Source organism: Streptomyces sp. NPDC060027, assembly GCF_042737005.1.
In the GTDB taxonomy this organism is placed as follows: Bacteria; Actinomycetota; Actinomycetes; order Streptomycetales; family Streptomycetaceae; genus Streptomyces.
The window spans coordinates 1-14095 of sequence record NZ_JBHWVI010000226.1 but is presented as its reverse complement, the minus strand read 5'-3'; the positions used below and the strand labels follow the sequence as shown (position 1 = coordinate 14095).

Genomic DNA, 14095 nt, shown 5'->3' with positions numbered 1-14095 from the left:
ATCCAGAAGCGCGCACACCTCGTCGTACACCGCAGCGAACACCGGATACGCCGCATACAGCTCACGCCCCATCCCCAACCGCTGCGAACCCTGACCCGAGAACAGGAACCCGACCTTGCCCCGGTCGGCACCGGCGCGCCCCGTCACCACCTGTGCCGCGGGCTCGCCCGCCGCGAGGGCGGTCAGCCCCGCGCGCAGCTCTGCCCCGTCCGCGCCGACGACCGCCGCCCGGTGCTCCAGCGCCGAGCGGGTGGCCGCCAGCGAGAACCCCACGTCGGCCGGGGACGCGGCCGCGAGGTCCACGGACGACAGCAGTCGTCGTGCCTGCTCCCGCAGCGCCTCCCCGGTCTTCGCGGAGAGTACCCACGGCACCACCGTGGTCCGGGCCCGCAGCAGTTCCTCGGCCACGCCCTCGCCTTCGGTCCTGTCGTCGGCCGGGTCCTCCGCCTCCGGTTCGGGCGCCTGCTCGACGATGACGTGGGCGTTGGTGCCGCTGATCCCGAACGACGAGATCCCGGCCCGGCGGGGGTGGTCGGTCTCCGGCCACGCGATCGCCTCGGTCAGCAGCTCGACCGAGCCGGCCGACCAGTCGACCTGCGGGGTCGGCCGGTCCACGTGGAGCGTCTTCGGCAGCACGCCGTGCTGCATCGCCAGCACCATCTTCATCACGCCGGCGACGCCCGCCGCGGCCTGTGTGTGGCCGATGTTGGACTTCAGCGAGCCGAGCAGGAGCGGTCGTTCGCGCTCTTGTCCATAGGTCGCCAGCAGTGCCTGCGCCTCGATCGGGTCGCCGAGGTTCGTGCCCGTGCCGTGTGCTTCGACGGCGTCGACCTCCTCGGCGGACACCCGGGCGCCGGCCAGCGCTTCGAGGATCACGCGCTGCTGCGAGGGGCCGTTGGGCGCGGTCAGGCCGTTGGACGCGCCGTCCTGGTTGACGGCGCTGCTCCGGACGACGGCGAGCACCTTGTGGCCGAGCCGGCGGGCGTCCCGCAGCCGCTCCACGAGCAGCAGGCCGACGCCTTCGGACCAGGACGCGCCGTCCGCCGTCGCCGCGAAGGACTTGCAGCGGCCGTCGGGGGCGAGTCCACGCTGGCGGCTGAACTCGACGAAGGCGCTCGGGCCCGCCATGACCGTCACGCCGCCGGCGAGCGCCATGGAGCACTCGCCACCCCGCAGCGCCTGCACGGCGAGGTGCAGGGCGACGAGCGAGGACGAGCAGGCGGTGTCGACGGTGACCGCGGGGCCCTCGAACCCGAAGGTGTAGGCGATGCGCCCGGAGGCGACGCTGCCGGAGTTGCCGGTGCTCATCAGCCCCTGGACCCCCTCGGGGAGGACTCCGGGCGTGAAACCGTAGTCGTGGTACATCAGGCCGGCGAAAACACCGGTGCGGCTGCCCTTGAGGCCGGCGGGGTCGATGCCCGCGTGCTCGAAGGCCTCCCAGGCGGTCTCCATCAGCAGCCGCTGCTGCGGGTCCATGGCCAGTGCCTCACGCGGCGAGATGCCGAAGAAGTCCGCGTCGAAGTCCGCCGCGTCGTGCAGGAATCCGCCGTGCCGGGTGTAGACCTTGCCGGGCTGCTCGGGGTCGGGGTCGTAGAGCGCGTCGACGTCCCAGCCGCGGTCCTCGGGGAACTGCGAGATGGCGTCTTCGCCTTCGGCCAGCAGCCGCCACAGCTCCTCGGGGGAGCCGACGCCGCCGGGGAACCGGCAGCTCATGCCCACAATGGCGATCGGCTCCTGGTCGCGGGCCTCCAGCTCGCGCACGCGCCGCCGGACCTGGCGCAGGTCCGTGGTGGCCCGCTTGAGGTAGTCCCGGAGCTTGTCCTCGTTCATCATCGGTGTCGCCCGCCCCCTTTTGACCTGCGCAGTTCAGAAGATGCCGAGTTCGTCGTCGAGGAGCTCGTACAGCTCTTCGTCGCTCGCCGAGCTGAGGTCGTCTTCGTCCCCGGCTCCGCCGGCGCCTCCCGGATCGGCCGGCTCGTCCCCGTTCCAGCGGGCGAGCAGCGCCTGGAGACGCATGTTGATCCTGGTTCGGGTGACGTTGTCGACGCCGTCCGCTCCGGCGCCGTCGAGGGCGGCGGCGAGGCGGTCGAGCTCGTCGAGGACCGGCGCTGTCCCGCCCGAACCACCGGGGAGGTCCTTCAGCACCCGCCGCGCGAGTACCGCGGGCGTCGGGTGGTCGAAGACCAGCGTCGCGGGCAGCCGCAGGCCGGTGGCCTTGTTCATCCGGTTGCGGAGCTCCACCGCGGTCAGCGAGTCGAAGCCCAGGTCGCCGAAGGCCTGGTCGGGCTGGACGGCCTTGGCCGAGCTGTGGCCGAGGACGGCGGCGACCTCGGAGCGGACGAGGTCCAGGACGGCCTCTTCGCGCTCGCTCTCGGGCAGGCCCGCGATCCGGTGCGCCAGCGGTACGGAAGCCGCCCGGTCCATGCGCCGCGGCCGGCCGCCGACGAGCGCCCTGAGCAGCGGCGGCACCGGTGCGGTCGCGTTCCGCAGGGCGGCGAGGTCCAGCCGTGCCGCCACCACGAGGGGTTCCTGCAGCGCGAGCGCGGCGTCGAGAAGTTCCAGGCCGTCCTCGTCGGACAGTGGCAGCACGCCGCCGCGGGCGAGCCGGGTCCGGTCGGCGCCGCCGAGGGACTCGGTCATGGTGCCGGTGCGCTGCCACAGGCCCCACGGCAGCGACACCGCGGGCAGCCCCTGGGCGCGGCGGTGCCGGGCGAAGGCGTCCAGGAAGGCGTTGGCCGCGGCGTAGCCGGCCTGGCCGGGGGTGCCGAGCGTGCCCGCGAGGGAGGAAAAGAGCACGAACGCCGACACGTCGCCCGCCAGTTCGTGCAGGTTCAGCACCGCGTCGGCCTTGGGGCGCAGCACCTTCTCCAGGCGCTCCGGCGTAAGCGAACCGATCACGCCGTCGTCGAGGACGCCGGCTGTGTGGACGACGGCCGTCACCGGCGTGCCGGACAGTACCTCGGCGAGGGCGTTCCGGTCGGCCACGTCGCAGGCGGCCCAGAGCACTTCGGCACCCGCGGCGGTCAGTTCCGCCCGGAGCTCCGCCGCACCCTCGGCATCCGCGCCGCGCCGGCTCATCAGCAGCAGGCTGCGCACGCCGTGCTCGGCGACCAGGTGCCGGGCGACGAGCCCGCCCAGAGCGCCGGACGCGCCGGTCAGGAGCACTGTGCCGGTCCCGAGGTCCGGGGTGGCCCGCGGGGCGTCGGCGGCGACCCTGGCGAGCCGGGGCAGCAGGAGCGCGTCGCCGCGGAGCGCCGCCTGCGGCTCCTCGGAGGCGAGGAGCCGGGGGACGGCTGTCGCTGCGGCCCGCTCCAGGTCGGCATTCTCTTCGGTGTCGAGGAGGACGATGCGGTCCGGATTCTCCGACTGTGCCGACCGGACCAGGCCCCACACGGCCGCCTGCACCGGGTCGCCCTCTTCCGGCTCGTCCCCGGCGGCGACCGCGCCCCGGGTCACCAGCACCAGGCGGGCGGCCCGGTCCTCGGCCTGCCACCACTGGACCAGCCGGAGCACTTCGGCGAGGACGCTCCGGACCCGCTCGGCATCGGTACCCGACCCGCCGGGGCAGGGGACGACGACGGCGTCCGTGTCCGCCTGCGCCCCGGTCTCCGCCGTGCGGGCGGCGAGGAGGGCGGCGATGTCGTCGTAGGCCTGTACGACCGGTGTCCGCGCGTCGGCCGTGGCGCCGAGCGGTGCCCACTCGACGGTGAACAGGGAGTCCCGGGAGCTCGTGCGCAGTTGCTCGGCCGACACCGGGCGCAGCGTCAGCGACTCGACCGACATGACGGGACGGCCCGTGCCGTCGGCGGCCTCCAGCCGTACCGTGTCCCCGCCGGCCGGGGAGAGCCGTACCCGCAGGCTCGCCGCTCCGGTTCCGTGCAGCGTGACGCGGGACCACGCGAAGGGCAGCAGGGGCCCGTCGGCGGCCGGTACGAGGCCGCCCGCGCCCAGCGCGTGCAGCGCGGAGTCGAGCAGGGCCGGGTGCACGCCGAACGCGTCCGCCTGCGCCTCGTCGGTGACGGCGAGTTCGGCGTAGACCGCGTCGTGGCCGCGCCACACGGCGCGCAGCCCCCGGAACAGCGGGCCGTAGCTCAGGCCGAGGTCCGCCAGGCGGTCGTAGAAGCCGTCCAGGTCCACCGGCTGGGCATCGGCCGGGGGCCAGCTGCTCAGGTCTGTCCCGGAGGGGGTTGCGCCAGTGGTGAGGACGCCGGTGGCATTGCGTGTCCAGGGGCCGTCCCCGGCTCGCGAGTGCACGCTCAGCGGGCGGCGACCGGAGTCGTCCTGGGCTCCCACGAGGACCTGGAGCGCGACGCCGCCGTGCTCGGGCAGCACCAGCGGTGCCTGCAGGGTGAGTTCCTCGACATGGTCGCAGCCGGTCTCGGCCGCGGCATGGGCGGCCAGTTCCACGAAGGCCGTGCCCGGCAGCAGCACCGTGCCCAGCACCACGTGGTCGGCCAGCCAGGGCTGGGACCGCAGGGACAGCAGCCCGGTCAGCAGGTGGCCGCCGGCGTCCGGCAGCTCCACCGCCGCACCGAGGAACGGGTGATCGGCGGCGTCCAGCCCGGCCGCTCGTACGTCACCGGCCGGAGCGCCCGCCTCCAGCCAGTACCTCTCGTGCTGGAACGCGTAGGTCGGGAGGCCGACACGGCGCGCGCCCGGCAGGACGGCGTCCCAGTCGATGGCGACACCGTGCACCTGGGCCTGGGCCAGGGCGAGCATCAGCCGGTTCCGTCCGCCGTCGCGGCGGCGCAGCGTCGGTACGACCGCGGCGTCCGCGTCGGCGGCCTCGATGGCGTCCTGGATGCCCGCCAACTGGACGGGGTGCGGGCTGACTTCGACGAACACGTCGTGCCCGTCGGCGAGAGCGGACCGGATCGCGTCGTGGAACCGTACCGTCTGCCGCATGTTGCGGTACCAGTAGCCGGAGCCGAGCTCGTCCGCGTCCAGCTTCCCGCCTGTCACCGTGGAGTAGAAGGGCACGGAGCCAGGGAGCGGGCGGATCGCGGCAAATCCCTTGCTCGCCTGTGCTTCGACGCGTTCGATCTGGGGCGAGTGTGCGGCGTAGTCGACGGCGACCTTGCGAGCCTCGATGCCCAACTGTCGGCAGTGCGTGAGGAGTTCGTCGAGGGCGTCGGTGTCCCCGGAGACCACGACGGTGGCGGGCCCGTTCACGGCGGCGATGCCGAGGCGGCCGGTCCACCGGCCGACCAGTTCCCGCGCCTCCTCCTCCGGGAGCGTCACCGAGGCCATGGCACCGTGGCCCTGGAGTTCGCGGACCGCGAGGCTGCGCCGCACCACGATGCGCGCTCCGTCCTCCAGGGAGATCGCTCCGGCGATCACCGCCGCGGAGACCTCGCCCTGGGAGTGCCCGACGACCGCGTCGGGGGTCACTCCGAAGGAGCGCCACACCTCGGCGAGGGCGACCGTCATCGCCCAGAGCACGGGCTGCAGCACGTCGACCCGGTCCTGCTCGGCCTCGGAGGTGCCGCGCAGCACCGAGGTCAGCGACCAGTCCACGTGCGACGCGAGGGCGCGTTCGCAGGCTTCGATCCGGTCGCGGAAGACCGGGGAGGTCTCCAGCAGTTCGGTGGCCATGCCCACCCACTGCGACCCCTGCCCGGGGAAGACGAAGACGGTCCTGCCGCCGGTGCGTGCGGTCCCGGTCACCACGCCGGGTGGCGTAGCGCCGCCGGCGACACCGGCCAGTCCCCGCCGGAGTTCCTGGAGAGTCTGCCCGACCACTGCGGCGCGGTGTTCGAAGGCCACCCTGGTCGTGGCCAGAGAGTACGCCACGTCGGCCGCCAGGGCCGCCTCACCGTCGTCGTCCCTGTGGCCGTCGTTGTCGTTGTCCCTGTCGTTGTCGTTGTCGTTGTCGTCCAGGAAGGACGCGAGGCGGGCGGCTTGCGCCCGCAGCGCTGCTTCGGTCCTGCCGGAGAGCACCCACGGCACGGCCGTGCCGGAGCCGGGCGTGTGAGGCAACTCCGCCGTGGCGGGGGCCTGCTCGATGATGGTGTGGGCGTTGGTGCCGCTGACACCGAAGGACGAGATCGCGGCACGGCGCGGGCGGTCCGACTCGGGCCACTCGACGGCCTCGGTCAGCAACCGGACATCACCGGCCGACCAGTCCACGTGCGGCGTCGGCTCATCGACGTGCAGGGTTCGCGGGAGCACTCCGTGGCGCATCGCCATCACCATCTTGATCACACCGGCGACACCCGCCGCGGCCTGCGCGTGACCGATGTTGGACTTCAACGAGCCCAGCCACAAAGGCCGGTCGCCGTCCCGTCCCTGCCCGTACGTGGCGAGGAGCGCCTGCGCCTCGATCGGGTCACCCAGCCTCGTGCCCGTACCGTGCGCCTCCACCGCGTCGACATCGGCGGTGGTGAGGCCCGCGGAGGTGAGTGCCTGCCGGATCACCCGCTGCTGCGCGGGACCGTTCGGCGCGGTCAGACCGTTGGACGCCCCGTCCTGGTTCACGGCGCTGCCACGGACGACGGCCAGCACACGATGGCCGTTGCGCTCCGCGTCGGACAGCCGCTCCACCAGCAGCAGGCCGACGCCCTCCGCCCAGCCCGTGCCGTCGGCACCGGCACCGAACGCCTTGCACCGCCCGTCGGGCGACAGCCCGCGCTGCCGGCTGAACTCCACGAAGACCGTCGGGCCGGCCATGACGGTGACGCCGCCGGCCAGCGCCATCGTGCACTCGCCGTTGCGCAGTGACTGGACGGCCAGGTGCAGGGCGACGAGCGACGACGAGCACGCCGTGTCGACCGTGACGGCGGGACCCTCCAGACCGAACGTGTAGGACACGCGTCCGGAGGCGACGCTGCCGGAGCCTCCGGTGGTGAGCAAACCCTCGACGCCCTCGGGCAGTTCGCGCGGGCCCTGGCCGTAGTCGTGGTACATCAGGCCGGTGAAGACACCGGTACGGCTGCCCCGGACCGTCGCCGGGTCGATCCCGGCGCGTTCGAACGCCTCCCAGGACGCCTCAAGCAGCAGCCGCTGCTGCGGGTCCATCGCCAGGGCCTCGCGGGGGCTGATGCCGAAGAAGCCGGCGTCGAACTCGGCCGCCTCGTACAGGAAGCCGCCATCGCGCGCGTAGGTCTTGCCGAGGCGCTCGGGGTCGGGGTCGTAGAGCCCGTCGACGTCCCAGCCGCGGTTGTCCGGGAACCGGGAGATGCCGTCCCGGCCGGAGGCCACCAGCCGCCACAGGTCCTCCGGCGAACGGACCCCACCCGGGAGGCGGCAGCTCATGCCGACGATGGCGATCGGCTCGTCGACGGCGGCCGCGGCCTGCCTCGCCGAGGTCGCGGCCGGAGCGGCCGGGGCCTCGCCGAGGAGTTCGGTGCCGATGTACCGGGCGAGGGCGGCGGGGGTGGGGTGGTCGAAGACGAGGGTGGCGGGCAGGCGCAGGCCGATGGCGGGGGACAGCCGGTTGCGCAGCTCCACGGCCGTCAGCGAGTCGAAGCCCAGGTCCTGGAAGGCGTGCGTGGGCGGTACGGCCCGAGGCGAGGAGTGACCGAGCACGGCGGCGACCTCGGCCCGGACCAGTTCCAGGAGGGCCTCGTCGCGCTCGTCGGCGGCCAGAGCGGCGAGGCGTTCGGCCAGGGACCCGTTGGCGGCGCGCTGGGCCGTGCCGCGTAGGGGGACGCGGACGAGTCCGCGCAGCAGGGCCGGTACGGTTTCTGCCCCCCGGTTGCGCAGGGCGGCGGTGTCGAGGCGGACGGGGACGAGCACGGGCTCGTCGGAGGCGAGCGCCGAGTCGAACAGCCGCAGGCCGTCCTCGGTGGACAGCGGCAGGACGCCGGAGCGCGCCATCCGCGACCTGCCCGTCTCGTCGAGGGCGTCGGCCATGGCACCCTCCTGCTCCCACAGGCCCCACGCCAGCGAGACCGTGGGCCGCCCCTGGGCGTGGCGGCGCCGGGCGAAGGCGTCGAGGAAGGCGTTGGCCGCGGCGTAGTTGCCCTGTCCGGGGTTGCCGAAGACGCCCGCTGCGGAGGAGAACAGCACGAACGTCGTGCTCTCGCCGGTGAGCTCGTCCAGGTTGAGCACGGCGTCGGCCTTGGGCACGAGGACGGCGCCCACGCGCTCCGGGGTCAGCGCGGCGATCACACCGTCGTCGAGCACGCCGGCGCTGTGCACGACGGAGTCGACCGGAGTGGCGGCCAGCAGCCGGGCGAGGGCGTCACGGTCGGCGAGGTCGCAGGCGGCCCACGTCGCTTCGGCGCCGAGCGCCGCGAGTTCGGCCTTCAGGTCCGCGGCGCCCGGGGCGCCCGCGCCGCGGCGGCTGACGAGCAGCAGCCGGCGCACGCCGTGTCCGGTCACCAGGTGACGGGCGAGGGTTGTGCCCAGCGCGCCGGAGGCGCCGGTGAGCAGCACGGTGCCGAGGCCGAAGTCAGCGCCCTCGGCGGGGGCGGAGGCCGCTTCGTCCGCAGGGCCGGTGGCCGCGTCCTGCGTTGCCGGGGACGCGGCACGGGCCAGGCGCGGTGCGCTGACCTCCCCTTCGCGGACGACGACGTGGGGCTCGCCGGACAGGACGACGCCGGGCACGAGCGCGGCCGCCTCGTCCGGGCGGTCGGTTTCGAGCAGCACGATCCGACCGGGGTTCTCCGCCTGGGCCGAGCGCACCAGTCCGCCCGCCGCAGCGTGCGCGAGGTCGTCGCAGCGCGCCACCAGCACGAGGCGTGACGTCCGGTCGTCGGCGAACCAGAGCTGAACCAGCCGCAGCACGTCGGTGGTGACCGCACGCACCCGCTCGGCCCCGGTCGCCCCTTCCGGGCCGTCGGGGCACGGAACCACGACCACGTCCGGCTGCGACGGCCCGTCGGACTCGGCCAGTGCGGCGATGTCCGGGACGTACGCGACCGCCGTCCCGTCCGCGTCGTCGGAGGGCAGGGTCAGCGGCACCCGCCCGACGGTGAACATCGCGTCACCGGAGGGCTTGCGGAGCTGCTCGGCCGACACTGCGCGCAGTGTCAGCGACTCGACGGACGCCACCGGCTCGCCGGCGCCGTCGGCCACCAGCAGGGACACCGCGTTCGTACCGGCCGGTGCCAGCCTGACCCGTACGGTGGACGCGCCCATGGCGCGCACGGACACCCCGGACCAGGCGAACGGCAGGAGCGGCCCGTCCGTCTCGGCCGCGAGGGAACCGCCCGCGCCGATCGCGTGCAGCGCCGCGTCCAGCAGAGCCGGGTGCAGGAGGAAGGAGCCGGTGTCCGTGCCGTCGGGGAGGGCGACCTCCGCGAAGACCTCCTCGCCCGCGCGCCAGGCGTTCCGCAGTCCACGGAACGCCGGTCCGTAGGCCAGGCCGAGGGCGGCCAGCCGGTCGTAGAAGCCGTCCAGGTCGACCGGCTCGGCGCCCGTCGGCGGCCACGCGGTGAGCGCCCGGCCGGCAGCCGCGGCGCCTGTCTCTTCGGTCCCTTCGGTGATGAAGCCGGTCGCGTGGCGGACCCACGCCAGGTCTGTGTCGTCCTCGGGGCGCGAGTGCACGGTCAGCGGCCTGCGACCGGTGCCGTCGGCCGCGCCGACCCACACCTGAACCGCGACGCCGCCCCGCTCGGGCACCGTCAGGGGCGCTTCGAGGGTGAGGTCCTCCAGCAGGTCGCAGCCGGCTTCGTCGGCGGCACGCACGGCCAGTTCGACGAACGCGGTGCCCGGCAGCAGCACGGTTCCGAGCACGGCGTGGTCGCTCAGCCACGGGTGCGTGCGCAGGGCCAGTCGGCCGGTCAGCAGCCGCTCGTCGCCGCCGGCCAGGGAGACGGCGGCGCCCAGCAGCGGGTGGTCGGCCGAGCCCAGTCCGGCGGCGCGGACGTCACCGGGTGCGGCCGGTAAGGCGTCGAGCCAGTAGCGCTCGTACTGGAAGGCGTAGGTCGGCAGGTCGACGCGGCGGGCGCCGGGGAAGAAGGCGTGCCAGTCCGGGGAGACGCCGTGCGCGTGCAGTTCGGAGACGGCGGCGACGAGTGCGGCCCGCTCGGGGCGGTCGGCGCGCAGGGCGGGCACGGTGACCACGTCGTCGTCCAGGCAGCCTTGGGCCAGGGCGCTCAGCACGCCCCCCGGCCCGATCTCGACGAACGTGGTCACGCCCAGGTCGTGCAGGGTCCGGACGCCGTCGGCGAAACGGACCGCCTCGCGGACATGACGGACCCAGTACTCGGGGGTGTACGGCTCGGCCAGGCGGCCGGTGAGGTTGGAGACCACCGGAATCTGCGGCTTCTCGAAGGCCAGCCCGCGGACGGCCTGAGTGAACTCCTCCAGCATGGGGTCCATCAGCGGCGAGTGGAACGCGTGGCTGACCTTCAGCCGGGAGGTCTTGCGGCCCTGCTGCCGGAAGACCTCGGCGATCGCGGTGACCGCGTCCTCGGCTCCGGACACCACGACGGACCGCGGGCCGTTGATCGCGGCGATGCCGACGCCGTCGGTGAGACGCGGAAGGACTTCGTCCTCGGTGGCCTGGACAGCGATCATCGCTCCGCCGGCGGGCAGGGCCTGCATGAGGCGGGCGCGGGCGGACACGAGCTTCGCGGCGGCGTCGAGCGACAGCACCCCGGCCACATGTGCGGCGGCGATCTCGCCTACGGAGTGACCGGCCACGTAGTCCGGCCGCACGCCCCAGGATTCGAGGAGCCGGAACAGCGCCACCTCGACCGCGAAGAGAGCAGGCTGTGCGACGCCCGTGCGGTGCAGTTCTTCCGAGTCGACGTCGGCCGCGGTGCCGAGGTGCGCGCAGACCTCGTCGTACGCGGCGGCGAACGCCGGGTAGGACGCGTACAGCTCACGCCCCATGCCCGGGCGTTGCGATCCCTGGCCGGAGAAGAGGAACCCGACGCGCCCGCCGGTGCCGGAGAGACCGCGCGCGACGCCCGGTGCCGGGGAGCCGGAGGCCACGGCCCGCAATCCCTCGGCGAGTTCCGCCGGCGTCCCGCCCTGGACCACCGCGCGGTGCTCCAGGGCCGTGCGCGTCGTGGCGAGCGAGAACGCGACGTCGAGCGGGGGGACTTCGGCGTCCGTGCGGGACAGCAGGCGTTCGGCCTGTGCGCGCAGGGCCTCCTCGGTCCTGCCGGAGATCACCCACGGCACCGGTCCGCCCGCGGCCGGGCGCGCCGCCTCCGGGACGACGGCCCCGGCGCTCTCCGCGCCTTCCTCCGGCGCTTGTCGGGCCTCGGCGTCCTGCACGAACGCTTCGGCCGACGGGGCTTCCTCGATGATCGTGTGCGCGTTGGTGCCGCTGATCCCGAAGGAGGAGATACCGGCCCGGCGCGGCCTGTCCGACGCCGGCCAGGGCGTGCGCTCGGTGAGCAGCCGTACGGCCCCCGCCGACCAGTCGACGTGCGGGGACGGCGCGTCGACGTGCAGCGTGCGCGGCAGTTCGCCGTGGCGCATGGCCATGACCATCTTAATGATGCCCGCCACACCGGCCGCGGCCTGGGTGTGACCGATGTTGGACTTGATCGAGCCCAGCCACAGCGGCTTGTCGTCGGGACGGCCCTGCCCGTACGTGGCGAGCAGCGCCTGCGCCTCGATCGGGTCGCCGAGCCGGGTGCCCGTGCCGTGCGCCTCCACCGCGTCGACCTGTGCGGTGGTCAACCGGGCGGCGGCCAGGGCCTGTCGGATCACCCGCTGCTGGGAAGGGCCGTTGGGGGCGGTCAGGCCGTTGGACGCGCCGTCCTGGTTGACGGCGGAGCCCCGGACGACCGCGAGGACCTCGTGTCCGTTGCGGCGGGCGTCCGAGAGGCGCTCCACGAGCAGCAGGCCGGCGCCCTCGCCCCAGCCGGTGCCGTCGGCACCGGCCGCGAATGCCTTGCAGCGGCCGTCGGGTGCCAGTCCGCGCTGGCGGCTGAAGCCGACGAAGGTGGCGGGACCGACCATCGCGGTGACACCGCCCGCCACGGCCAGCGAGCACTCGCCGTTGCGCAGCGACTGGACAGCCAGGTGCAAGGCCACCAGGGACGACGAGCAGGCCGTGTCGATCGTGACGGCCGGGCCTTCGAGGCCGAAGGTATAGGCCACCCGGCCGGAGGCGACACTGCCCGAGGTGCCCGTCCCGAGGTAACCCTCCAGGTCCTGCGGGGAGTTCTGGAGGGCGGCGAGGAACTCGTGGTTCATCACGCCGGCGAACACGCCGGTCCTGCTCCCCGCCAGCGAGGCGGCATCGATACCGGCCCGCTCGAAGAGCTCCCACGACGTCTCCAGCAGCAGCCGTTGCTGGGGGTCCATGGCGAGCGCCTCACGCGGCGAGATCCCGAAGAGGCCGGCATCGAACCGCGCCAGGTCCCGCAGGAACGCCCCCTCGCGGGCGTAGCTGGTCCCGCGGGACTCCGGGTCCGGGTCGTAGAGCGCGTCCAGGTCCCAGCCGCGGTCGGCGGGGAACTCCGAGACGGCGTCGTGGCCGCCTGCGACCACCTCCCACAGATCCTCGGGCGAGTCCACCCCTCCCGGGTAGCGGCAGCTCATCCCGATGATGGCCACCGGCTCCCCGGCGGCGTCCTCGTAGTCACGAAGGCGCCGCCGGGTCTCCTGGAGATCTGCGGTGACTCGCTTCAGGAAATAGCGGAGCTTGTCGTCGTTCGCCACCGAAATCGTCCCTCACCCCTGCGAAGACTTACCGGAATTCGGCAAGGGGTCACCGGACCGCGCCGAAGCGGTCAGGAAATCCCGAATTCCTTGCCGAGCAGATCGAATACTTCGTCGTCCGTAGCCGATTCCAGATCGCTGCCGCCCGTACCAGGTCCTTCCTGGACCGGCACCTTGCCGAATTCACCGGCATTCGCCAATACGGCCTGGAGCTTTGACACGATCCGGTCGCGAGTTTCACTCGCTGACAACTGCGTGACCAATTGTTGTTCAATCCTGTCCAGGTCGGCAAGTAGGGAATTCACTAGGGCCGGTCCGGCCGCCCCCGCCGTCTCCATGAGTACGTGACGGGCCAGAAGAGCGGGTGTCGGGTAGTCGAAGACCAGCGTCGCGGGGAGCCGCAGCCCGGTGGCCTTGTTCAGCCGGTTGCGCAGTTCGACGGCCGTGAGGGAGTCGAAGCCCAGGTCCTGGAAGGCGTGTTCCGGTCGGACCGTACGGTCCGACGCGTGCCCCAGGACCGCGGCCGTCTCGGCCCGGACAAGGTCCAGCACGGTCTTCTCCCGCTCAGCCTCCGGCAGCCCCTCCAGGCGCTCGGCCAGCGAGGACGCGGAGGGAGCGGCGGCAGCTTGCGCGGCCCTCCGGGCGGCCGTGGCCGGCACGAGGGCGCGCAGCACCGGCGGGGCCTCACCGGCGCGCAGCGCGCCGGTGTCGATGCGGACCGGGGCGAGTACCGCCTCGTCCGAAGCCAGTGCCGCGTCGAACAGCCGCAGCCCCTCCTCCGGCGGCAGCGACAGCACTCCGCTGCGCGCCATCCGCGCCCGGTCGGCCTCGGCGAGGCCGTCCGTCATCGCACCGGACTGTTCCCACACACCCCATGCCAGCGATGTGGCGGGCAGCCCTTCACGGCGCCGGTGCGCCGAGAAGGCGTCGAGGAAGGAATTCGCCGCCGCGTAACTCGCCTGACCGGCGCTGCCGACCATGCCGGCGACGGACGAGAACACCACGAAGGCGGTCAGGCCCATTTCCCGGGTGCACTCGTGCAGGTTCAGCACGGCGTCCACCTTGGGGCGGAAGACCTCCCTCATCCTCTCCGGTGTGACCGAGGCGACGACCCCGTCGTCGAGAACACCCGCGGTGTGCACGACGGCCGACAGCGCATGCTCGCCGAGCCCGTCCAGCATTCCGGAGACGGCCTCCCTGTCCGCGACGTCACAGGCCGCCCAGGTGACCTCGCCACCCCAGGCGACCAGTTCGGCCTCCAGCTCGGCCGCACCGGGTGCGTCCGCGCCCCGGCGGCTCGCCAGCAGGAGTCGGCGCACCTTGTGCTCGGACACCAGGTGCCGCGCGACGAGCGCGCCCAGCGCCCCGGAGGCACCGGTCACGAGGACGGTGCCGTCGGCGAGGTCCGGCAGGTCGGCGGCGGTAGTGGTGGCGGTCCCGGTGGCCTTCACCAGGCGCGGTACGAACACCTCCCCGTCGACCACCGCGAACTGCGGCTCACCGGAAGCGAGCACGGCGGGCA

At 73.7% G+C, this 14095-nt stretch carries 3 protein-coding genes; all 3 read right to left on the bottom strand.

Annotation, left to right across the window (positions count from 1 at the left end):
* A partial coding sequence (locus tag ACFWBT_RS35690) for a type I polyketide synthase (RefSeq protein WP_385707108.1) occupies positions 1–1833 on the bottom strand: 1833 nt, incomplete at its 3' end.
* Between the two features lie 33 nt (positions 1834–1866).
* Positions 1867–12573, bottom strand: coding sequence for an SDR family NAD(P)-dependent oxidoreductase (locus ACFWBT_RS35685; RefSeq protein ID WP_385707107.1), 10707 nt, complete (start codon positions 12571–12573; stop codon positions 1867–1869).
* A gap of 71 nt (positions 12574–12644) precedes the next feature.
* Positions 12645–14095 (bottom strand): SDR family NAD(P)-dependent oxidoreductase (locus ACFWBT_RS35680; protein WP_385707106.1); only part of this gene is annotated, 1451 nt, incomplete at its 5' end.